19 protein-coding genes are annotated in these 21,635 nt (G+C 64.3%); 5 read left to right on the forward strand and 14 right to left on the reverse strand.

Going from position 1 to position 21,635, the window contains the following annotated elements; genetic code table 11:
* Positions 1-63: 63 nt before the first annotated feature.
* The 4 genes from B5D13_RS03415 to B5D13_RS03430 form a co-directional block, all read right to left on the reverse strand.
* Complete coding sequence (locus tag B5D13_RS03415) at positions 64-1,137, reverse strand: hypothetical protein (protein ID WP_078686932.1); 1,074 nt, start codon at positions 1,135-1,137, stop codon at positions 64-66.
* A gap of 11 nt (positions 1,138-1,148) precedes the next feature.
* Entirely contained in the window at positions 1,149-4,325 is a 3,177-nt protein-coding gene (locus tag B5D13_RS03420) for a type II secretion system protein (protein ID WP_078686933.1), read from the reverse strand.
* 146 nt (positions 4,326-4,471) lie between these two features.
* Positions 4,472-5,656 carry a GGDEF domain-containing protein gene (locus B5D13_RS03425; protein WP_078686934.1) on the reverse strand — a complete coding sequence of 395 codons (1,185 nt, stop codon included), beginning with the start codon at positions 5,654-5,656 and terminating at the stop codon, positions 4,472-4,474.
* On the reverse strand, positions 5,656-6,867 hold the full coding sequence (locus B5D13_RS03430; RefSeq protein ID WP_159443978.1) for a GGDEF domain-containing protein: 1,212 nt from the start codon (positions 6,865-6,867) through the stop codon (positions 5,656-5,658). The genes B5D13_RS03425 and B5D13_RS03430 overlap by 1 nt, the downstream gene beginning before the upstream one ends.
* A 137-nt stretch (positions 6,868-7,004) precedes the next feature.
* Between B5D13_RS03430 and larE the strand changes: the two genes are divergently transcribed.
* On the forward strand, positions 7,005-7,829 hold the full coding sequence (larE, locus tag B5D13_RS03435) for an ATP-dependent sacrificial sulfur transferase LarE (protein ID WP_078686936.1): 825 nt from the start codon (positions 7,005-7,007) through the stop codon (positions 7,827-7,829).
* Here larE and B5D13_RS03440 read toward each other — a convergent pair.
* The 4 genes from B5D13_RS03440 to B5D13_RS03455 form a co-directional block, all read right to left on the reverse strand.
* Positions 7,826-8,134: a hypothetical protein gene (locus tag B5D13_RS03440; RefSeq protein ID WP_078686937.1), complete on the reverse strand. Its 309-nt coding sequence runs from the start codon at positions 8,132-8,134 to the stop codon at positions 7,826-7,828. The two genes, larE and B5D13_RS03440, sit on opposite strands and share 4 nt — an antisense overlap.
* Positions 8,135-8,241: 107 nt before the next feature.
* Positions 8,242-8,553: an AzlD domain-containing protein gene (locus tag B5D13_RS03445; protein WP_078686938.1), complete on the reverse strand. Its 312-nt coding sequence runs from the start codon at positions 8,551-8,553 to the stop codon at positions 8,242-8,244.
* Positions 8,550-9,377: an AzlC family ABC transporter permease gene (locus B5D13_RS03450; RefSeq protein ID WP_078686939.1), complete on the reverse strand. Its 828-nt coding sequence runs from the start codon at positions 9,375-9,377 to the stop codon at positions 8,550-8,552. Before B5D13_RS03450 ends, B5D13_RS03445 begins: the two co-directional genes overlap by 4 nt.
* 160 nt (positions 9,378-9,537) lie before the next feature.
* Complete coding sequence (locus tag B5D13_RS03455) at positions 9,538-10,641, reverse strand: nucleoid-associated protein (RefSeq protein ID WP_078686940.1); 1,104 nt, start codon at positions 10,639-10,641, stop codon at positions 9,538-9,540.
* A 345-nt stretch (positions 10,642-10,986) separates the two neighbouring features.
* On the opposite strand from B5D13_RS03455, the gene tatA reads away from it, so the two are divergent.
* Positions 10,987-11,175: a twin-arginine translocase TatA/TatE family subunit gene (gene tatA / locus B5D13_RS03460; RefSeq protein WP_078686941.1), complete on the forward strand. Its 189-nt coding sequence runs from the start codon at positions 10,987-10,989 to the stop codon at positions 11,173-11,175.
* On the opposite strand, the gene B5D13_RS03465 is transcribed toward tatA, so the two are convergent.
* Positions 11,172-12,080, reverse strand: coding sequence for a LysR family transcriptional regulator (locus tag B5D13_RS03465; RefSeq protein WP_078686942.1), 909 nt, complete (start codon positions 12,078-12,080; stop codon positions 11,172-11,174). The genes tatA and B5D13_RS03465 overlap by 4 nt on opposite strands.
* 105 nt (positions 12,081-12,185) lie before the next feature.
* Here B5D13_RS03465 and B5D13_RS03470 point away from each other — a divergent pair, with 105 nt between their 5' ends.
* Together B5D13_RS03470 and B5D13_RS03475 are read left to right on the forward strand one after the other, a co-directional pair.
* Entirely contained in the window at positions 12,186-12,635 is a 450-nt protein-coding gene (locus B5D13_RS03470) for a protease inhibitor I42 family protein (RefSeq protein ID WP_159443979.1), read from the forward strand.
* Between the two features lie 287 nt (positions 12,636-12,922).
* Positions 12,923-13,252 (forward strand): hypothetical protein, encoded by a 330-nt coding sequence (locus tag B5D13_RS03475; protein ID WP_143327743.1) that lies wholly within the window; start codon positions 12,923-12,925, stop codon positions 13,250-13,252.
* Positions 13,253-13,368: 116 nt separating this feature from the next.
* On the opposite strand, the gene B5D13_RS08825 is transcribed toward B5D13_RS03475, so the two are convergent.
* The 5 genes from B5D13_RS08825 to B5D13_RS03495 form a co-directional block, all read right to left on the reverse strand.
* Positions 13,369-13,497: a hypothetical protein gene (locus B5D13_RS08825; protein ID WP_255375258.1), complete on the reverse strand. Its 129-nt coding sequence runs from the start codon at positions 13,495-13,497 to the stop codon at positions 13,369-13,371.
* A gap of 175 nt (positions 13,498-13,672) precedes the next feature.
* Positions 13,673-15,883 carry an ATP-dependent helicase gene (locus B5D13_RS03480; RefSeq protein WP_078686945.1) on the reverse strand — a complete coding sequence of 737 codons (2,211 nt, stop codon included), beginning with the start codon at positions 15,881-15,883 and terminating at the stop codon, positions 13,673-13,675.
* A 116-nt stretch (positions 15,884-15,999) separates the two neighbouring features.
* Positions 16,000-16,677, reverse strand: coding sequence for a GNAT family N-acetyltransferase (locus B5D13_RS03485; protein ID WP_234970667.1), 678 nt, complete (start codon positions 16,675-16,677; stop codon positions 16,000-16,002).
* Positions 16,678-16,847: 170 nt separating this feature from the next.
* On the reverse strand, positions 16,848-18,239 hold the full coding sequence (locus B5D13_RS03490; protein ID WP_159443980.1) for an ATP-binding cassette domain-containing protein: 1,392 nt from the start codon (positions 18,237-18,239) through the stop codon (positions 16,848-16,850).
* Position 18,240: 1 nt separating this feature from the next.
* Positions 18,241-19,305: an ABC transporter substrate-binding protein gene (locus B5D13_RS03495; protein ID WP_234970670.1), complete on the reverse strand. Its 1,065-nt coding sequence runs from the start codon at positions 19,303-19,305 to the stop codon at positions 18,241-18,243.
* Between the two features lie 818 nt (positions 19,306-20,123).
* Between B5D13_RS03495 and B5D13_RS03500 the strand changes: the two genes are divergently transcribed.
* Positions 20,124-21,605 (forward strand): DUF1846 domain-containing protein, encoded by a 1,482-nt coding sequence (locus B5D13_RS03500; protein WP_078686947.1) that lies wholly within the window; start codon positions 20,124-20,126, stop codon positions 21,603-21,605.
* Positions 21,606-21,635: the final 30 nt, after the last annotated feature.

Here is a 21,635-nt window from a genome sequence, read left to right on the forward strand (position 1 = left end):
CGACGCGGCATCGCGGTGCGTGGTGGACAGGAGGCCCGCCCTGAGTTTTGCGTTGAAGTCGCATCACGCCACCTCCACCCACTGGACGCCGAAGTTCCTCGTTCCGGTCAGCTGCGAGTCATCGTCGTCGCCGCCAACCGTCTTGGCGCGGCGCTGGCACGAATACGTGCCGTCGGCGGGCATCGCGGTCAGGCTGCCCTCGTAGTTGCCGCTACCAAGCTTGACTGCCATGTCCCAGCCATAGTAGTCGTAGCGCAGCGTAATGATGATGATGGTTATGCCCGTGTGGGTGGTGCATACGGGAACGTAGTACTTGCCCTGGTAGTAAACCATGCAGACATAGTGACTCGAGTCGGACAGGACCATGAGCTCGCTGTTGGCCGTTGCCTTCCAGGTGCATTTTGCCCACTGGTTCGTATACCAGCTGTCCCGCGTGGTCCCCCAGACGTTGCACTGGGCCTGAAGCTCCGTAGAGAGCCTCATGCCAGCAACGGGTCCGGTGTACTCCACGGGAATCTCAGTCGAATTGGGTCCCCAGTGGATGACGAGCCCGCCCTCGGTCGTACTTCCCTCGAGCATCGCGGGCACGGTGGTCGAGAGCGTGTAGGCGTAGTCGCCGCCATCCGCAAGCTCAGCCTTGATGGTGATGTAGTACTGCTCGGCGCCCTCGGTCTTCATGCTATAGGTGAGCTTGACCTCGGGGACCGTGGCCCCCTCCACCGTGAAAGAGTCGATCTTGGTGACCATCTCCTGCGGAGAAGTGCTTCCCGACGCAATCGACCGGGCAGCCTGGGTCGCCCAGTTCGCCAGGGCCGATCCGTCAGAGGTCGTCCCGGGATCAAGCTGGTCGGCAGGCTTCGCGCGCGTGAGGATGAGGTTGGCGATGGAGCCGCGCTCGCAGGCAAGGGAGCGCGCGGTCTGGATGCCCGAGGAGACCGCAAAGTATGCCTGCTGCTCCTTGGTCGTCTTCTTGCTCCGCTCGACGCTCACCGAGGACGAGGCGATGACCACGGTGGCAACCATGGTGCAGACCAAGAGGAAGACCAGGGCGACGATGAAGGAGGCACCGCGGTCGGCGCGCAGGAGCGCGCGGGCTCCAGCGAACCTGCCTTTGCACTTCTCGCATGCGTACGTCATCGCTCGCCCCCCTATCCCACGATCGGCCAGTCGCCATAGTACGGTAGCAGAGACCCGTTCGCCCAGACTCCGCCGAACGGGAAGGCGCGACCGACGAGCGAGGAGGAATAGGGATGGGTGTCCGCGACCGAGAGCCTCGGCTGCGTCTGCGCGGCCATCTGGTCGTAGCTCAGACGGCACGAGAGCTCCCAGGAGTTGTTGTGGTCGTTGTAGCCCGAGCTCCACAAGTAGTGGACGTTGGCACCCGGCTGGTAGGCATGCCCGCTGCCGACGCCGCCAGCAAGCGCGCCCACGTGGTTCCAGCCCTGGGACATGCCCAGGACCGTGCAGTTCTGGATGCCCCAGTCGCTCTGAAGCTCGTCGTAGCCGGCGATGCCGCCCACGTAGTCGGCGCCCGAGGTGTTGACGGCCGCGATGTTCTGGTTCCAATAGCCGCCCTTACGGTAGCCCGCGAGGCCTCCCACGAATGACCAACCGCCCACGTCGCCGGTGGCGTAGCAGTTGTCGATGCCGCCGTCGTTGTGGTAGCCCACGAGTCCGCCGAAGCAGTTGCCGTTGTTGTCCCCGTCGCGGACGTAGACCGCGGCAAAGCTTCCGCTGATGTTCTGCGAGTCGCGGTAGCCCACGAGGCCGCCGACGCTGTTGCCGCTGGAGGTCACGCGCGTGTACTCGATCGTGCCGCCGGAGCCGGGGTCCTGGTGCACGGAGCACGCGTTTATGGCGCCCGAGGACCAGCCCGAGAGGCCGCCCACGTTATCGGCTCCGCCGACGACGTCGACCGCCGAGGTGACGCCGTTGGCGGAGCCGGCCTGGCGGCCGAACGCGCCACCCACGTTGTAGCCAGAGCCTCGCACGACCTCGCGGCCATCATACGAGATGCCCGAGCGGCAGGCGACACGAGAGTTGCTGAACGAGCCGGACGAGAGGTCGCCCACGAGGCCGCCAACGTTGCTGGCGCCCGAGACCGAGGCCAGAACGACGTCGCCCGTGCCCTCACCCGGGGTCGAGCCCGCAAGGCCGCCTACGTTGTCCCCCTGGCCGACCACGGTGACCGCCGTGTTGCTGGCCGTGTTGCCCACCGTGGTGTTGGAGATGGCGCTGTAGCTGCGCACCTCGCCTGTGACGCCGCCGACGTGGCTGGCGCCCGAGACGTTGGCCATCGAGGCGCAGCCGTTGATGCCCTGGGAGTTGCTGCCCGCAAGGCCACCGACGCAGTTGCCGGTGCCCACGACGCTCACCACCCTGGGCGCGTCCTTCTCGCCCACCATGGAGCCGTTGATAGAGCCGTTGTCGCCCAGGTAGCCGCAGAGGCCGCCAACGTAGTTGGCGCCCGAGACGTCGGCGAGGGAGCGGTTGCCATCGAGCGAGGACCCGTTGCGACCGGCTATGCCTCCGACGCAGTCGCCCGTGCCCGTCACGGTGACGTGCCAGCTGCGGCCAAAGTCGTTCTTGTAGTAGCCGACATTGCAGTTCTCGAGCGAGACGCTGTTGGGATTATCGCCCACCAAACCGCCGACGTAGCTCGCGCCCAAGACGTTGACCGCGCTCGAGCAGTTCTCGATGTTGTTCCAGCCCTCGATTCTTCCCACGAGGCCGCCCACGCAGTCGCCCGTGCCCGAGACCCGACCCTTGCCGTCAGCGGTCTCGAATACGTGGCAGTCGCGCACGGAGCCGGTCCTGTGCACGCCCACGAGCGTTCCGACGTCGCCCTTGCCGCTGACGACGGGGTCCTCGAAGTTGAGGGAGTCGACCGTGCAGAAGAGGTCACCGAACAGGCCGGTCTCGTTCGAGTCGCTGGAAATCCTGAAGTTCTTGAGCACGTGGCCGTTGCCGTTGATGACGTTGGAAGGCGTCGCCTCCATCTCCTTCGAGGCGGAGATGGGCGAGAAGGACGCCAGCGGGTTGAAGCCGTTTCCGCTCGATTCGTTCCTGCTCTGGATAGAGACGCACTCGGGATGTTGCTCCCACGTCGTCCCGTCGAAATCGATGTCGCCCGTCACCTCGGCATCCGTATAGCGCGCGAAGCCATAGGTGAACGCGTCGAGGTTGTCGATGTTGGCCGAGGCGCAGGCAGCCCGCAGGTCGAGGTTGCGCAGGTGGCGCAGGGTCGAGACGCTGACCTTGGGCGCCTCGGAGTTCGACGTGTCCCTGCTCTCGTAGAGGCTGTTCGTCTGGAACTCCTGCGTACGGATGGGCTGCGAGGGGTCGTCCTGGCCCACGTCGCAGAAGAGCGAGACGGTCACCGTGATGTCGGATCCGGGCATGACGTCCTTCACGATGTCCGAGAACCTCAGGCCGTCGCGCATACTGTCCAGGATGAAGTCGAGCTCGCCGTCGCCGTTGGAGAGCGCGATGCGCGTGCTGGGGTCAGCGCTGACGGGCGAGTATGAGCGCGACCAGACCTCCTTGGCACCCCAGTTGCGGCACGACTCTCCCTCGACGGTGACGTCGATGCGCAGCGAGGCCAGCCTCTGGCTGTCGCCCGCGACCTTGCCGAGGCCCTTGGTCTTGACGCTTGCGTAAAGCTCCTCGGAGTTGACCAGCGAGAGGTCAAGGTCCGAGAAGAGCTCGCGCTGCTCCTCCTCGGCGGTACGCGCGCGCTTGGTGAGCTTTGACCCGCCGTAGTACCCGATCAGATAGGGCGAGCGTTCCTCTCGGGAGCGCAGGCCGCTGATGGACGAGTAGTCGACGTCTCCCCCGCTGGGGCATTTCGCATCGCCCTCCCAATAGTAGACGGAGTAGACCTCGCCGGTCGCGGGGCTTACCTCGACGACGAAGCTCCCCGAAAGCAGTGCAGACGTGATGGGGTTGGCCTCGCTCGTGACGAGATAGGCCGTCGTCTCCTCATCGGAGGACGAGAGCTGGAATAGCCCGTAGTCCTCCCACGAGGCGGACTTGTCGGGGTAGTCCGCGGGCATCGCCACCACCTTGCTGCCAGGCTTCGACGAGAGGCTGCCCGCGAGGATGTCCGCCTGTCCGGTGGACGAGAGCGCCGAGAGGCGGCTCTGCACGGCATTGTAGACAACCTGGGCCTCGGCATCCAGCTGCATCATGCGCAGGCTGCGCTGGATCGCCATGAGGTTGGGTATCGCGATGGCCATCATGACGGCGAGTATCGAGACAGCAGCCATCATCTCGGCCATGGTGAAGCCGAGCGTCGCCCTTGTCCTGTCCTTGCGCCGCGTCATGACCCTCCGTTCGCGCGGTTAGTCCAGCATGCATAGATACTGAAAATAATAGCACCGCACCGGGGACACATTCGCAGAATCGCAGGTTCTGGGGGCATCCATCCCGTCAAGCGTGGGGGAACCGGGGCCTTGGACTCGACGACGGGTCAGTCGAGGCGGCGCTCGACACCCAGCGACTTGTACAGGAGCCCCTTTCGCTCCATCAACATCTGGTCCGCGCGCGCGAACGCCCCGGCCGGGGTCTCGTCCGAGGCGACGATCCTCGTGTACCCGCAGGTGGCGTGGAGCGCCACGGGAAGCTCCCCCCGAAGCGCCTGGACGTTGAGGACGGCGTGGAAGTACTTCTCGACCGCCTCGGGACCACCCTCGCGAAGAGAGGCGTCGTCAATCACGAGCAAGAACTCGTCCCCTCCCCAGCGCGCGGCAAAGCCGCCGAAGCGGCCGACCGTCTGACGCGCCGCGGTGGCCGCGCAGCACAGCGCGACGTCGCCCACGGCATGGCCGTACACGTCGTTCACCTGTTTGAAGCGGTCGATATCGAACAGGAAGAGGCTTTGCTCGACGCCGTCGTCGCGAGCGAACAGCTGGGCCAGGTACTTGTCGGCCCGCCGGCGGTTGTTGAGGCCGGTCAGGGGGTCGTTGAGGACAAGGCGCTCCTGCATCGTGGCGAAGCCTATGACGAACGAGCACAGCAGGGCGAGCGGATAGGCGGGCGTGCCGGGAAAGACGGAGTCGAACATGGCCGCGACCAGGGGCGGGACGGCAAAGCGCAGGACCACGGCAAAGAGGGCGCGCCTCTCCTGGAGGGCGTCGGTCGCCAGCCCCCAGATCGCGCGGACGGAAAGCACCAGAGCGTAGGCGCTGCCCAGGAGCATGGCAAGCCAGAACCAGCGGCCGCGCGAATAGGCGCCGCTGGAGTCGAGCGTGAACACGAGTCCGGTCGACATGGAGGACAGGACCAGGACGATCAGGGCAAGTAGAGGCACCGCGAGCAGGGCGATCGAGGAAGCGCGCCCGATGCGCACGGAGCTCAGGCGCGTCGTGAGGCCGACGGCCCACCAGAAGTTGATGAGGCAAATCAGAACGAGGATGACGCAGGAGAGAAGGGCGTACAAAACGGGCTCGGCCGTCCACTTCCCCGCATAGATGAGATTCCAGCAGGTGTCCAGGAGACAGTACGCGACGTAGCAGAGGAGCATCGTGCGGACCGATCTGACCTCGAACATGGAGCCCATGTCACTCGACACGTTCACGGCCATGAACAGTGCGCCCAGGGCGCAGAAGACCTCGGTCGATACCAATGCGGCAAGGTGTACGGAGGAGACGTCCATCACTTCTCGCCCTCCTTGCTGAAGGCACTCCTCTTGCGAAAGAGCATCTTGCGGTCATAAAGGACCTTGTCGGCACGGGCAACCGCCTCGTCGAGGGAGGTGCGGGAATCGCATACGTCGGTGCTGCCCATGCAAAGCGTGAGCGTGAAATCGAGCCCGTCGCGCTCGCAGGCCGCTTTGAGCGCATCGTTCGCCAGACTCTCGGCCACCACGGTCCCCGCGGTCGGCCCCGTTCGGATCAGGACGAACTCGTCGCCACCCCAGCGGGCGACGAGACCCCCCACGTCTTCGACGACCATCCTGAGGGCGGAGGCGACCGAAAGGAGGGCCTTGTCCCCCGCAGCGTAGCCGAACTCGTCGTTGATCCTCTTGAAGTGGTTGAGGTCGCAGATGTACACGTGGATGGGATTGTCGACCGACACCTCCAACGAGAGGCTCTCGAAGTAGTCGTCCGCACGACTTCGGTTATTGAGTCCCGTCAGGGCGTCGAGGTAGATGTCCGCTCTCTGGCGCGAGAGAAAAGCCATGACGACGGCCCAGAGCATGCCCAGAGACCCAATGCCGGACACGCCGGCCACGACGAGGGAGAAGCCCGCGACGAGCGGCCCCAGGCCGCAGAGCATGAGGTTGAGGCAGCGGAGGGAGCGGATGCGGGAGCGCACCCTCGCGATGCACGCCAGGATGCTCGCAAACGAGACGGCGACGAAGAGGAGCGAGGGGGCCAGGACCAGCATGTAGTAGGGACCGTGCTGGAAGAGCCCAGCTTCGTCGACATAGAACACGGCCCCCGTCCACCAAGAGTCCACGAGTGCCACGACGCAGGACAAAAGCGCGAGGCGGCAGGCGATGCGGACCGCCCTTGACTGCAGCAGGCGCGACTCGAGCATCACCTCGACGTAGACGAGCCATCGATAGTACATGTACGCCAATAGGAAGAGGCTGAGCGCAGAGACGGCGAAAGCGACCGAGGCGGGAACGGGAACGAGCGCGTATCCGGTAAAGAACCACAGGAAGTCCACTACGAGGTAGGAGAGGTAGGCGCACGCCACGCAGCGAAGCGCCTCTCCGTCCGGACTATGCCCCAAATCGGACGACATGCGGACGAGCAAAGCCAGGCTCAAGGCAAGGCACGTGACGTCAGTCAGCAGGTATGTGAGGGCGTAGGCCAGCGTGACGATCTCCCCCAAGGCCGCGTTGGTATACAGGGCCAACAGTAGCATCGCCCAGCTGGTACCAGACAGGCATTTTTCTAAATGGTACCCCTGAGGTGCCAGCCGCAGAACGCGACTGCATAAAATGTCATCTCCCTGGATACACTTCCATACAAGAACCGTCGAGGGGAGTCAGCATGGGCGCCTACGACCTAACCCTGCAAGAGAAGCTCGACGACCTAAAGCGCTACATCCAGTCGCTGGGGAGCGTCGCCGTTGCGTTTTCGGGCGGAGTTGACTCCGCCTTGCTTGTAAAGGTCGCAAGCGAGACGCTTGGCGGAAACACGATAGCGATCACCGCGCGGCCCCCTGACGCCGAGGCCCCCGGCCAGGAAGAGGCGCGCCGCCACTGCAAGGACCTTGGCGTCCCTCACGTCTTCGTCCTGCTCGACGAACCCGAGGCAACGTGTGCGATGAGCGCGGAGGAGCGCTGCTACGACTGCAAGAGCGCGCTCTTCTCGCAGATGAAGTGCGTGGCGAACGCGCAGGGGTTCACATTTTTGGCGGAGGGTTCGAACCTGAGCGACCTCGAGAGGAACCGTCAGGGCCTGCGGGCGCTCTCCCAGCTGGGAGTGAAGAGCCCGCTCAGGCACGCGCGGCTCGACCGCCGGGAGGTGCGCGAGCTCTCGCGCAGGCTTGGGATACCGACATGGGAGCGCAGCTCGAGCCTCTGCGAGACGCAGGTCGCGCCGCGGCCGCGCGACAGGGACCGAGCACTCGCGACGGGTGCGAGCGCGGCCGAGGCATACCTTCGCGCGCTGGGATTCGGCTGTGTCCGCGTCAGCCCGCAGGATGCGGGCGGCGCCCTAGCGCGGATAGAAGTCCCCGAGGAGGACCTGCCGCGACTCCTGGAGTCGAAGACGAGGGCAGCCATCGAGAAGCGCCTGCGCGAGCTTGGCTTCGAGCGCGTAGCCTGCGACCTGGGCGGGTACCGCGCCGCAGAAGCGCGCGCCGAGCCCTAGAGCCCGAACGACGCGGCTATGGTCTGAATTACGGAGTCCACCGTCAGCTGGGCCCCGTCGAGCACCACGGCCTTCCCCACAAGAATCAGTGCGAGGGCAAGCAGGAACAGGAATAGCCCCACAAGGAACCTGAGGACTCCCCTGCCCTCGGAGGGGCTCGAGCCCATGGTCGCATGGGCATCGCCGCGCAAGCGCGAGCCGTCGAAGGCCGAGGACGTGTCGGCGGAGGCATACGGCTTGAAGCCCACCGCGCCTTCGGTATGCCGTCCCTCTGCCGTGCCGCGCCCTGGTGACCCACTCGCCATGTGACCTCCCTTGCCGCCAACCCATTTAGTCTAGCCCCGCGCGAAAGCGCGACGCGACCACCCTCGGGAGAAACACGGCAAGCGGTACTGCCACGGGAGCCGCGAGGCTAGCGAACGAGGAAGAGCTCGAGCACGAACACCAGCGAGCAGCAGCCCACGGCGACCTGGAAGAGGCTCGCCCCATACCACGAAGCGACTATGCCGGCCACAAGCGCGAGCGCGCCCGCAACGGGAGAGTTCGTCGCCTCGATGATGGCGGGAAAGGTCATGACCGCAAGCGTGATGTAGGGGACGTAGAACAAAAACGACTGGAGGAAGCGGCTCTTGATCTGCCCCTTCACGAGCGTGAGGGGGAGCACGCGGACGGCAATCGTGACCGCAGCCATGATCGCGATGTAGACGTAGGGGTTGTTCCTCATGCCACGTCCCCCAAAGCCTCGGGCACGCCCTGCCCGATGGCCTCGGAATCGGAGGCGAGGAGACGTCCCCGCTCGCGCGACTCATCCTGCGAAGGCTCCTCGGCCTCGCCGTCCTTGACGGGGAAGAGAAGGGCTGCCACCGAGGAGAGCGAAACGGTCAGGACGATGGTGCGCGTGCCTGCGGAGAGCCCAGAGACGAGCGGGGCGAACTCAAAGAGCGCGCTCGCGGCAAAGCTGGCGATCACGAAGCCGCGCACGACGGGATTCTTGCGAGAGGGCGGCACGATGACGGCGAGGAACATGCCGAAGAGCGCGACGGAAAGCGCGCTCACGACGCGAGCCGGCATGACGTTGCCGACGACGATGCCGAGAGCCGTGCCCAGGGACCACGCGGGGAGGGCGGGAATCATGGCTCCATAGGAGTAGTACGGGTCGATGTTGCCGGGACGGGCGATCGCGATTCCGAAGATCTCGTCCGTAAGGTCAAAGCCCACGAGGAAGCGCTGGACGAGACTCGCCTCTGGGTCGAGGCGCTGCGAGATGGCGAAGCTCATGAGGAGATAGCGCGCGTTCGCGATAAGCGTGACGATGGCCATCTCGAAGTAGGTGCCACCGGCCCCCATGAGCGCGAAGGCGGCATACTCCCCCGCCGAGGCGTTGTTGAGCAGGCTGGCAAGAAAGCCCTGGATGGGGTCGAGTCCGACGCTACGCGCCGCTATGCCGAGCGAGAACGAGACGGCAAGATAGCCCAATGCGATGGGAAGACCGTCGTGAGCTCCCTCGCGAAGCGCCCTTCCGTGGCGGTTGATGAACTCTCTAAGCATGCGCCCTCGTCTTCCCCTCGTTTTGCGGGCTAATTATCGACGAGTGTACAAACTCGAATCACCTTGTTAACGTTCCTGAAAAGCAAACGCCAAATCTTCGCAAAGAGCACAATTTACGAGATGACCGACGACACCAACGCACGCCCGCGGGCGGAGGCGCCTACTTGTTTTCGATCTTGCCGACGTTCTTGATGACGATGGACACGTATCCATCGGCGTCGGTCGTGAACTCGATGTAGTTGTCGTCGGCGGCGTACTGGGACGGGAAGGTGATTTCGATTCCCGTGTCCGTCTTGATCTTGTGGTTCTTGGCAAGGCGGTTGGCGACGCCGCGCTTGACGGGCACCTCCTCGGGCAGGTCCTGCTGGCGAGAGACCTCCTCGAAGCGCTCCTTCATCTGGGGGCGGTCCTCGAAGACCTGGCGGCCGACCTCCTCGGGCGTGAAGGACTCCTCGCGGTCGGCACTGGAGCGGACGACTGCCTTTGCCTGGGCCACGGCCTCCGTGACGTTGGCGCCGTACTCCTCGGCGACGTCGGCCACGATCTTCTCGACCGCCTCGACGACCTCCTTGCTGGACGCCTGGACGGAGCACTGGAGCAGGCCGTCGGGGATGACCATGCGCTCCTGGGAGCCGACCGTGCGGACCTTGTCGTGGAAGTCGATGGAGAAGTCGGACAGGTCGACGACGACGTAGCTGTCGACCTTCTGGGTCGGGTTGGGAAGCGTGGAGTCATGCCTGAGGATGCCGTTGGAGGGAGCCCCGACGGCGTCGGAACCGAGCTCGTGGACGAAGGCCTGACGACGCGGCAGCAGGACGGCCGCAAAGAACTCTTGCGAGAGGTCCTCGAACCCATCCTCGCCCTCGTTTGCGGCCTCGACCATGGCCTCCGCCACGGCGCCGTTTCCGGCCTCCTCGGCGCGGACCTTCATGTCCTTGGTGTCGGTGAAGTCGCACACCAGCAGGTCGCACTCCTCCAGGTCGTCGCAGCGGCGCAGCTCCTCCCACAGGTACTGCGCGACCTGCTGGGAGATCTCGACGAAGTCGATCTGCCCGCCTACGTAGCCGTGGAGCGCGTCGGCGAACCCGCTGCCCTCCGAGAACTGGCCGTGCTTGTTCTCGACGCTCGAGCTGATCTTGCGCATATGCCTCTGGACGTACGACTTGATGGCGCGCTCGGATACGTCGAGCTCGCGCTGCGAGAAGGAATAACTTCCGCTCTCGAAGTCGAAGGCGTGCAGAATGGCATGACTGATTCGCATCATGGGAGACTCACCGTCAATCCTTTGGCGCGCAGGGCGCCCGTCCGTACGTGCTTGCGTGGCGCCCGCGCAGGCGAGCGCTCGAAAAGTCTACCGCACCCAGGGGCCCAAGGAGGGCCAAGGAGTGCGCGCTCCACATGTTGAGGGCATGTCGCGAAGCGGACGCCGGGCGGCGCCGAACTTCGACCTGACACCGACGACGACCTGCCGTGATTCAAGCGTTGAATACGCGCCCAGAGAGATATGTATTTAACATGTCCGCAGGTGCGAACTAGGATTTGCCACATGCCCGGCGTGGCTGGGCACTCCGTCCGGGCGCCATGCGCCACAGCAAAAAAGGAGAGCAACATGATAGCCGGACTCGGCGTACCAGAGATGATCGTCATTCTGTTTGTGGCCCTGCTGATCTTTGGGCCCCAGAACCTTCCCAAGCTCGGAAGCGCCCTTGGAAAGACCGTGAAGAACATCCGCGAGGGCATGGAGGAGGAGGGCGAGAAGGACACGGCCCCAAAGTCCTCGCAAGAGAGCGAGGACTAGTCCTCACCCGTCGGCTCGCCGCCGCCCGCCCCCTGCGCGTCGGCCTCGAACAGCTCGACGAATCGCTCCACCAGCGGCGAGACGTAGCGTCCGCGGCGCCACACCACGGCCATGCGCGTGACGAGCTTCTCGCAGTCGACGACCTTGACCGAGGCGCGCTCGACGCGCGTGGTGGAGAGGAACGACTCCGGAACCAGCCCTATGCCCATGCCCCTCGACGCCCACACGCAGGTCGTGCGGGCGTCATCGCTTACGCAGGAGGGGGTCAGCCGCAGCCCCCTCTCTTCCATCAGCTCTGAGATAACCTTCTCGAAGCGGCGGTAGATAGCCAGTGGCTTGCCCGAGAGGTCCTCGAGCGCCACACGCTTGGGGTCGCGTCCGCAGCTCATCTGCTCGGGAATAATCGCGACCATGTTCTCGGGCTTGGCGTAGCGGCACTCGAGGTCGCCGACAAGAAACGGCGTGCGCACCACGCCCACGTCGACCACACCGCGCTCGAGCATGTCGAGCACCTCGTAGGTGTTCCCCTCGCGCAGCTCGAAGCTCACGTCGGGGTAGTCCTCGGCGAAGCTGCGCATGCTCGGCGTGGGGAACAGCCCTCCGGACGACGAGATGATGCCGATGGAGAGCGTGCCACGCGAGCCCTTGCCGAAGCTCTTCACCTCGCGCGTGGCGGAAGTGGTCGCGTCGATGATCTGCGCGGCCCTGATGTAGAGCAGCTTTCCCGCGTCGGTGAGCTCCGCCATGCGGGGCCCGCGGTTCACGAGCCGGACCCCCAGCTCCTTCTCGAGCTGCTGGAGCTCGTAGGAAAGCGGCGGCTGGGTGATGTGAAGGCGCTTCGCGGCAGCGGTCAGCTGGTGCTCCTCGGCGATGGCCATAAAGTACTCGAGTTGTTTCAGGTTCATGAGGCCCCTCCACGACGCCGACGTGCCATGCGACGCAACTATAATGGGAACTTGCTGCCGCTGCCGGCAGCCTGACGTCTGTCTTTATACCCGAGGGAGAAGAACGTGAGAAGCCTCCATGCCGACATAACACTTTCCCGCCGCGCCTTCGTCGCTATTCCCGGCACCATCGCCCTTGCGGGTCTCGTGGGCTGCGCGGGCGGATCCCAGAAGCCCACCTCAGGCAAGAACGTCCAGATAACACTTCCCAACGGCGCCGGGACCGGATACAACTGGATGTGCGAGACGGACAACTCCATCCTGGAGCTCATAACGCAGGAGACCGTCGACAAGTCCGACAAGGACGTGGACGGAGGGAGCCTCGAGGACACCTTCCACTTCTCGACCGTGAAGAAGGGCAACGTCACGGTCAAGTTCACCTTGGCCCGTGCCTGGCAGGAAGACGCCGTGCGCAAGACCTGCTCGTACAGCTTCACGGTGGACGAGAACAAGAACGCCACGCTAACGGGCTACGAGGGTCCCGACGACTGCAAGGACCGTGCCACCATCTCGTAGCGTCCCACGGGCCGTGCGGCTCACGCAAGGCCACATCCGCACAGGCGCAAGACCGCACCTGGGCCCCGGCTGTCGTCGGGGCCCAGGTTTAGTATGCACTTCTCCCCAAGTGATATCGCATATTATTTGATAAGTTTTGGATATTGGAACGACAACCCATCCGCTTACCGATGTATCAATTCCGTTTGCAAGCGCATGAGATCCCCAACCTCGCCATTTTTCTCGTGGCCTGTAAGCAAGGTGCTAAAGTAGACATGAAACAACTGATGCCTATGTCTGGATGCGGAATGAGGATTCTATATTATGAGGGGTCTGAGGATGACCCAAATATCCAATTTATAGACGCTTCGCTTGAGGGGCTGGGTGAGAGCGCCCACATCGAGGTCAACAGTGAGCGCGTAGAGCTGAGCGAGGTCGAGAGCGTCGGAATCTCCTCTCTCGCGGACATGCGCTCCGTCGCCAGGGTTGCGCTGACCAGCGGAAGAACCATTTGGCTGTACGTTCCGCGCGTGTTCCCCGGCGGCATCGCGGACGTCATGATCAACAACATCCCCGCCACCGAGCGCGTCGTGAGGCAGCTGGACGAGCTCGCTGGGTCGAGGGACGGGGCCGAGTAGGCCGACCCCGGACGCGTCCGCGTGGACGCCACAAGAGGCCGCGCGCCGGCACCGGAGCGCGGCGGCCGTCACGGCAGGCCCGAAGCTCAGTCCTCGGGCATATGGCGAAAGTCGTCCTAGTGGCTGAAGGCTGCGACGACGAACGCGAGGCCACTGGCAAGCCAGAGGGCGAGCACCAGGAGGGCGGCACGATAGAGCCAGGGAGCCCTCGTGGCACGCTTAGAAACGCTGTGGGGTGCTGGCATGCGAATACCTGCTTCGTTTTAGGCGCGTGTGGATACGTACAAACATGCGTATAGATAATTTAACATATCGCACGGCATGTCACCAGCTCGGACGCGAGCGGCAAGCGCTCAGGAGCAAGCGGTAGCCCCAAGCGCAAGGCCAGCGTACCAGACAGGCGTGCCAGGCTAGCGCCCCCTACTCCACCCGCTCGAGCGGTACGCGGAAGGTGATGGTCCGCATGGTCCCCATGTCGTCGAACTTGACGAGGTAGGCGCGGCGTCCCTCGTCGACCTCGCGCACGCTCCCGACCCCGAAGACGCGGTGCCGGATGCGCTCCCCCACCTTGAAGCGCGGAGCCGACCTCAGACGTTCTGCGGCGGCGATTTTGCTGTCAGAGAGCCTGTAGTAGTCGCGTGCCTCAGCCACGAGCGAGTCGGGCAGTGGCTCGTCGAACTCCACGAGGCCTGGCTTCAGGTCGAGCATGAAGCGCGACGGATAGCGGGGTATCCCCTCCTGCGCGGCACCCTCGGCGTCCACTAGGTAGAGCCCCTTGCAGGCGCGCGTCATCGCGACGAAAGCGAGCCTTCGCTCCTCCTCCATCCCCTCTCGCGAGCGCACCTTGCGCGAGGGAAAGACACCCTCGTTGAGCGCCGCCACGAAAACGTGGGGAAACTCGAGCCCCTTGGCGGCATGCACGGTCATGAGCCTGACCTTGTCGCGCTCCATCCCCTGGTCGATGTTGGAGAAGAGCGCGACGTGCGTCAGGTAGCGCTCGAGTGTGGCCTCCTCGCCGCAGCTGGTCTCGTACTCGTATATGGACTGGCGAAGTTCGGCCAGGTTGTCGAGCCTCTCCTGACTGCCCTCGGTCCTGAGCGCGAGCTCGTAGCCGCTCTCGTCCAGAAGGCGTGCCAGGAGCTCGGAGACCGTCCTGTGGCTGGCGTCGGCCGAGTACCTGTCGACCATCTGGACGAACTCGCGCGCGGACGTGCCCCTGAAGAAGGGGTCGTCCAGGCTTCGCCGCAGCGCCTCGAGCAGGCTGATGCGCTGCCCCGCCGCGAACTCGCGCAGAAACCTCATGCGCTGCTCGCCGACGTTTCGCTTGGGGCGGTTCACGATGCGCATGAACGAGAGGTCGTCGCGGTAGCAGACCACGCGCAGGTAGCTGAGGGCATCCTTCACCTCGCTGCGTTCGAAGAACTGCACGCCAGAGTAGATGACGTAGGGAATCTTCCTCTTGACGAGAGCCTCCTCTATCGCGCGGGTCACGTAGTGCGCACGATAGAGGATGGTGATGTCGCGATAGTCGACGGGGTTTCTTCCCTCCTCGAGGCTTCCCGCGTGGAGCTCCGCTATCCGCTCGGCGATCCAGGCGGCCTCGTCGGCGGAGCTGTGGGCGTGGTGCCCCCTCACCGCAAGGCCGGACGGAGTAACGGTGCTCAGGGTCTTCCTGTAGCGGATGGTGTTCTTCGAGATGAGGTCGTTGGCCACCGAGACGATCTGCGGCGTCGATCGGTAGTTGCGCTTCAGCTCGATGGTCTTGCAAGGAGAGAACCTGTCGGCAAACTCGAGCAGAAAGCGGATGTCTGCGCCGCGCCAGGTATAGATGGTCTGGTCGGGGTCGCCCACGACGAACAGGTTGCGGTGGTGTGCCTGGAGGACCTCCATCAGCTCGTACTGCAAGGGGTCGATGTCCTGGAACTCGTCGACCATGATGTACTCTAGGCGGCCCTGCCACTTGCCGCGCACCTCCGCGTTGCTCGCGAACACGTGCAGAGTGAAGACGATGAGGTCGTTGTAGTCCAGCCCGAAGCACTTCTTCTGCTGGTAGAGGTAGCCGTAGAACAGGATGTCCTCGACCTTGGTCGCCGAGAGGTAGCGCTCGTGGAGCTCGTCGGCGCTGGGTCCGACCATCAGTCTGAAGTAGTCGCGCTCGCTCACGCACTTGCGCATCTCGAACATGTCGCGTGCGCGGGAGAAGGTCATGTCGCGCAGGCTGAGACCGCGCTCCTCGTAGATGATGCGCAGCATGGCGTCGATGTCCGAGTTGTCGAGCACCAGAAAGTTCTTGGGGTAGCCAACGGCGTACGAGTCCTCCTGCAGGACGCTCACGCAGAAGCCGTGGAAGGTGTTGACGTATCCGGTGTCGTCGTCGCCCGTGAGTCGATGTATGCGCTGGCGCATCTCGTTGGCGGCCTTGTTGGTGAAGGTGACGCACAGGATGTTGCCGGGAAAGATGCCAAGCTCGTTCACGAGGTAGGCGAAGCGGTGGCTCAGGGTTCGCGTCTTGCCCGTCCCGGCGCCAGCGATCACGCGCACGTAGCCCTCGGTGGTCGTGACCGCCTCGAGCTGCTCGGCGTTGAGCCCGCGAAGTGCGTCCTCGCCCATGGGCCCCAAGTCCTTCTCCATAGCAAACCCCCTGCAAACTAGAACACGCGTTCTATTTTGCAGGGGGATATCGATTTGGTCAAGTGCCCGACGGCGACGTTCGCCGGGGCCGCACTGGAAGGCATCGGGGAGAAGGGCTACAGCCTTCGCCCGTACAGGTAGATCGACCCCTTGTCGCTCTTGCGCGAGGGACCCTCCTTCTTCTGGATGAGGTCGAGGCCGCGGTGCTCGACGAAGTCAAAGTTGGGGACGTCGGAGATCATAGTGAAGAAGCCATGGGCGCCGTGCTCGCAGAAGTTCATGACGGCGGCCTCGAACAGCCTGCTTCCGATGCCCTTTCCCTGATCGGCCGGGTTGACCACCAGAAGGTTGAGCTCGGCCTCGGCGTTGGAGTAGCCGCGAGAGATGAAGACGTCGGCCGTGGTGTACATGCGCAGGCGGCGGAAGAGCATCTCCTCCACGTCGGGCCCGCCCAGCTTCGCGCGCTTGCGGGCGGCCTCCATGAGCCTGGCATAGGTCTCGTCCATGCTGTGGTCGTGGATGATGGATCCGTCCTTGGCAAAGCCGCCCAGACAGGCACCCACGACGTGCAGGCCGCGGACCGCGACCATGGCGAACTGGGAGCGCTTGAGCGAGCCGGCGGTCATGACGCGGCCGAAGGTGATGCGGTCGAAGTAGCCCTCGACGTTGGGGACCCATATGCGTGCGCAGATCTTCGCCACGTCGTCGAAGTCCGCGTCCTGGTACGGACGAAACGTTATGGCGGGGTCGACCTCATACTCATTTGCAGCAATCTGCATAATCTGGTCCGTCATTGTCACATCCCTGATTCGTTTACAATACTGGGACACTTTAACGCATAAAGTCACATAGCCACGGCAACAATTGGGCACGCAGCAGCATGTGGCCCCCTATGGTGCATCGAACGATCCAAGCACACCAAATCGCCACGTCCTCACGCGACCGCCGACGCTGGCCGACGGCCCTAGGCGACGTGCTCGGACGAGGGACCTCCGAGGCTGAACTCGCGCGCCCCCAGACGCTCGACGTCCAGGCGATCGTGCGTCGCGACCACGAGCGTGCGGCCGCGGCGGTGCTCGAGCAGGAACGAGACCGCGCGCAGGTGGCTGGCCTCGTCGAGCGCGGAGAACGGCTCGTCCAGGAGGAGCGCGTCCCCCTCTGCCGCAACGGCACGCGCGAGCTCGACCCGGCGACGCTCCCCTCCCGAGAGCCTGCGGACCGGGACGTCCAGGCACTTCTCGTCCAAAAGATCGCGGAGAAGGGCGCGCGCACGGGGTCGCAGGCGGGCACCTCCCATGACGAGCGCGACGTTGTCGACGGCACTCATGTCCTCTATGAGCCGAGCCTCCTGGAAGACCACGCAAGGCGCCTGCGCGGGAAGGACCTCGCCCGCAACAGGCGGCAAGAGGCCCGCGAGCGTGTGGAGGAGCGTCGTCTTTCCGGCGCCGGACTCGTCGCAACACGCCAGGGCACGTCCATCGGCGAGCCCGAGCGAGAGGTGGGCGCGAACGACAGACCGGCCGTGGCCGAGGCTCACGTCCGAAAGGGCAAGGTGCGCGGGCCCCTTGGGAGCCGGGCGGGCGGACGCGAGGTGAGGCGCCAGGAGGGTTGTCCAGCGACCGGAGCGCTCGAGCAGGAAGACGAAGGCGGCCCCGCAGGCCCAGGAGCACGCGACGATGACTGCCGTCCAGGCAAGGAGGTCGGCAGTCTCGAGCGTGACCTTCGCCTGGTAGATGCGCTCGCCGATCGATCCCACGGGACTTCCGATGAGCTCCGCCGCCACGGCAGCCTTCCAGGCCATGCCGCAGACGTTTCTGCTGACGCCCACCAGCGCGGGCAGCACCTCGGGCCACGTATGGGCCAGAAAGCGCGTCCTCCTTGGCACGTCAAACGAGCGAAGCATCTCCCCCACCTTGGCGTCAACACTGTCCAGGGCCTCGAGGTATGCGTGGTAGATGGCCGGAAACACGGCCAGAAACACGGCTATGCCGGAGACGCCCCGAGAGCCGACCCGCATCAGCAGCAGCACGATCACGCAGACGATCGGCACGCTCCGAAGCACCGAGACCGCGGGGCCAACGAGCGCGCGAGCGAGATCGCTCTCGTGGGCCAGGCAGGCGAGGCCTATGGCCAGTGCAAATCCGGCGACGAATCCGCAGGCGATGCGCGAGAGCGAGAACCAGACGACGCCAGGCGTGGCCGAGTCGGTCAGGAGCAATAAGAGGCGCGCGAGAGCCTCTGCAGGACCCGCCAGCAAAATGGCGTTTCCGACAGCTATGCTGGCAAGCTGCCACGCGGCTAGCCAGAAGAGCACGGCGACCGCGCAGCGCAGGGCGGATGAAGCTCGCTCAGACAACCTACTCACCCAGATAGTAGAAGTCGTCCGCGGGCATGTGCCCGCCGACAGAAGTGGGGTCGGCATCGAACAGGACCTGCAGGTAGCCCTCGAGGGCGTCCTTCATCTGGGTTCCGGTCAGGCACACCACGTTGCAACCGGGAATGGCCTTCTTGGCAATGGGCTCCTTCGCGACGATTCCCGCCTTCACCACGAGCTTCGCGGCGGCTTCGGGGTCGTCGTTCACGGCGTCGACCGAGGCGGCATGCCTCTGGAGGAAGTCTCTCACCACCTCGGGGTGGTCCTTCGCGAAGTCGGAACGCACGACCGTGACGCCCATGACGAACTGGCTCCCGTCGTCCACGTAGCGCTTCCAGACGTCAGTCAGGCTCACGACGGACGAGACAACGGGATTCTTGGCGATGGTGGCCGTGGCGAAGGGCTCGGGCAGGATGCCGACAGCGTTGGCATCGTTCGCCAACACGGCCGCGACCTCCTCGTGCTCGCTCTTCCACTCGACGCTCACCTTGTCCGAGATGCCGGCCTTGCCCAAGAGGTAGTTCAGGGTGTACTCGGGACTCGCGCCCTTGCCCGAGACGTACACGGTCTTGCCCGCAAGTGCCTCGAAGTCCGTGACGGAGGCGTCTCCCGTCACGACGGACAGCACGCCAAGAGTGTTGACGTCGATCGTCTGGACGCCGCCCTTCGTCTTGTTGTAGAGCACCGCGGCCGCGTTGGAGGGAACGAGTGCGATGTCGACCGATCCCGAGATGACCTGGGGCAGGACCTCGTCCGGAGAGGCCGAAATTGCGTACTGGTAGCTAACACCATCCCCTGCGGAGCTATCCGACTTCTCGTCGTCCTGCGAGGAGTCCGCCTCGGGAATGCCGGAGGTCTGGTCCATCATCGACACCAGCCCGATAGTCGTGGGCCCCTTGAGGGACGCGACACGCACGGTGACGTCCTCCGGCTCCGCCGAAGGTGCGGGGTCGCTCGAGACGGGCGAGCAGGCGGCAAGTGCAAACGCCCCTCCCAACCCAAGGCCTGCGGCAAAAAGTTGACGGCGAGTGAGGTTCATCGTGCTCATGTGGTGCGTCCTCCCATTCGTGCTACGGCATTGCAATTCAAAAATTCAGTCAATGGTACCAGTGTCCGAGGCCTTCGTTCCGCACATCGGCCAACGTGCAGCAAACGGCCGTCCCCGCGGCACAAAAAACGGGCGGCCCGAAGGCCGCCCGTGCCGGGTAACTCGTTATGTACCCTTTGGACTCTCCCCCTTAAGTCGGGTAGTCCTCGCGTGAGGTAGAACCCATCCTATAGATACGGAGAACAAAAACGGCGCCTTATCGATTGGCGCCCACGGTCCGCTGTGGCATGTCACCGGTACTTCCATCTGTCTTCTCGGAGACTTGTACGGCGCTTGTGCCGCTTACCTGGCCTCTAGGTCTATGGCCTGCGGGAGTAGACGGGACTCGCGATGCCTGCCACAGCGGACTTGGTAGCTGAATCTATGCGGTTCTAAAGGTTTGCCCTGAGAAGAACCAGTGCTTCTTCTGTTGACTCAATCCTACCCGATTGCGTCCGGCTATTGCACGCAAATGTACACGAGATAGTAGTCCTTTGAGTAAGCGGTATATATGTGAGCGCAAACGGCACAATTTGATTTAATACATTCGACTTTTCGATATCGTACTAGCCTCACATTTGAAACCAGACGGCGCGAGGGGGCGACGCGAGCGAGCCACACGCGAGCAGAGCACGGGCTCGAGCGCGAGGGAACGCAGGTCAAACCCCATGTCACTTTATAAAAGTCCCATGTGAATACCGCCAGAAGGCATTCCCAAAGCATTGCCGGCCAAGGTACCATCTGTACATATTTTGCAACCATCGTCAGCCGGAGGACCCATGCAGATTGGCTTCGACAACGACAAGTACATCGAGATGCAGGCAAGGCACATCCGCGAGCGCATCGCGCAGTTCGGCGGAAAGCTCTACCTGGAGTTTGGCGGCAAGCTCTTCGACGACTACCACGCGAGCCGAGTCCTGCCCGGGTTCGCCCCCGACTCCAAGGCCCGCATGCTCGAGCAGCTGGCCTGCGACGCCGAGGTCGTCTTCGCCATCAACGCAAACGACATCGAGCAGGGCAAGCGCCGCTCGGACATCGGCATCACCTACGGCGAGGACGTCCTTCGCCTGATGGACGTCTTCCGCGGCATGGGCCTCGCCATCGGTGGTGTCGTCATCACCCGCTTTGCGGGCCAGCCCAAGGCGGTCGCGTACGAGAGCCGCCTTTCCCAGATGGGCATCAGCGTCTACCGCCACTACCCCATCGCGGGCTATCCGACGGCCGTCGACCTGATCGTCTCGGACGAGGGATTCGGCAAGAACGACTACGTCAAGACCAAGAAGTCCCTTGTCGTCGTGACGGCACCGGGCCCCGGCTCGGGCAAGCTCGCCGTCTGCCTGTCGCAGCTCTTCAACGAGCACAAGCACGGCGTCAAGGCGGGCTACGCCAAGTTCGAGACCTTCCCGGTGTGGAACCTCCCCCTCAAGCACCCAGTCAACGTCGCCTACGAGGCGGCGACCGCCGACCTGGACGACAACAACATCATCGACCCCTACCATCTGGAGGCCCACGGCGAAGTCACGGTCAACTACAACCGCGACGTCGAGACCTTCCCCGTCCTGAAGGCCATGATGGAGAGCATCCTGGGCGAGAGCCCCTACCAGTCCCCCACCGACATGGGCGTCAACATGGTCGGCAACTGCATCTGCGACGACGAGGTCTGCCAGGAGGCCAGCAAGAACGAGATCATTCGCCGCTACTTTCAGGCCGCCGAGAAGATCGAGCGCGGCGGGCAGTGCGAGGGCGAGCTCGCGAAGATCGGCCTTCTCATGCGCGAGGTCGGAGTGGACGAGAACTACAACCCCGCGCATGCGGCCGCCCTCCTCAAGGAGGAGGCGTCCGGCCTGCCCGCCGGTGCCATGATGCTCCCGGACGGGTCGATCGTCACCGGCAAGACCACCGAGCTGCTCGGCGCGGCCTCGTCGCTCCTGCTCAACGCACTCAAGCGCGTGGCCGGCGTCGCGGACGAGACCTACGTCGTCTCCGACGAGGCCCTCTCGCCCATCGGCCACCTCAAGACCTCGTACCTGCGCAGCCGCAACCCACGCCTGCACTCCGACGAGACCCTGCTGGCGCTCTCCATCAGCTCCGCCACCAACCCCCTGGCCCAGAGGGTCATCGCCGCCACCAAGGAGCTCAGGGGCTGCGACGCGTACTTCTCGGTCATCATCTCGCGCACCGACGAGGCCGTCTACAAGAAGCTCGGCATCAACGTGTGCTGCGAGCCCAAGTTCGAGCGCGGAAGCTTCTACCACAGGTAGGCCCCACGACACCCAGGCGGAATCGAGGTC

It is taken from the genome of Olsenella sp. KH1P3, from assembly GCF_900167315.1.
Taxonomy (GTDB): domain Bacteria; phylum Actinomycetota; class Coriobacteriia; order Coriobacteriales; family Atopobiaceae; genus Olsenella_J; species Olsenella_J umbonata_A.

Coding starts and splice junctions, on each gene's coding strand:
- B5D13_RS03415 (WP_078686932.1), bottom strand. CDS start 1,137: ATGACGTACGCATGCGAGAAGTGCAAAGGCAGGTTCGCTGGAGCCCGC.
- B5D13_RS03420 (WP_078686933.1), bottom strand. CDS start 4,325: ATGACGCGGCGCAAGGACAGGACAAGGGCGACGCTCGGCTTCACCATG.
- B5D13_RS03425 (WP_078686934.1), bottom strand. CDS start 5,656: ATGGACGTCTCCTCCGTACACCTTGCCGCATTGGTATCGACCGAGGTC.
- larE (WP_078686936.1), top strand. CDS start 7,005: ATGGGCGCCTACGACCTAACCCTGCAAGAGAAGCTCGACGACCTAAAG.
- B5D13_RS03440 (WP_078686937.1), bottom strand. CDS start 8,134: ATGGCGAGTGGGTCACCAGGGCGCGGCACGGCAGAGGGACGGCATACC.
- B5D13_RS03445 (WP_078686938.1), bottom strand. CDS start 8,553: ATGAGGAACAACCCCTACGTCTACATCGCGATCATGGCTGCGGTCACG.
- B5D13_RS03450 (WP_078686939.1), bottom strand. CDS start 9,377: ATGCTTAGAGAGTTCATCAACCGCCACGGAAGGGCGCTTCGCGAGGGA.
- B5D13_RS03455 (WP_078686940.1), bottom strand. CDS start 10,641: ATGATGCGAATCAGTCATGCCATTCTGCACGCCTTCGACTTCGAGAGC.
- tatA (WP_078686941.1), top strand. CDS start 10,987: ATGATAGCCGGACTCGGCGTACCAGAGATGATCGTCATTCTGTTTGTG.
- B5D13_RS03465 (WP_078686942.1), bottom strand. CDS start 12,080: ATGAACCTGAAACAACTCGAGTACTTTATGGCCATCGCCGAGGAGCAC.
- B5D13_RS03475 (WP_143327743.1), top strand. CDS start 12,923: ATGAGGATTCTATATTATGAGGGGTCTGAGGATGACCCAAATATCCAA.
- B5D13_RS08825 (WP_255375258.1), bottom strand. CDS start 13,497: ATGCCAGCACCCCACAGCGTTTCTAAGCGTGCCACGAGGGCTCCCTGG.
- B5D13_RS03480 (WP_078686945.1), bottom strand. CDS start 15,883: ATGGAGAAGGACTTGGGGCCCATGGGCGAGGACGCACTTCGCGGGCTC.
- B5D13_RS03485 (WP_234970667.1), bottom strand. CDS start 16,677: ATGACGGACCAGATTATGCAGATTGCTGCAAATGAGTATGAGGTCGAC.
- B5D13_RS03495 (WP_234970670.1), bottom strand. CDS start 19,305: ATGAGCACGATGAACCTCACTCGCCGTCAACTTTTTGCCGCAGGCCTT.
- B5D13_RS03500 (WP_078686947.1), top strand. CDS start 20,124: ATGCAGATTGGCTTCGACAACGACAAGTACATCGAGATGCAGGCAAGG.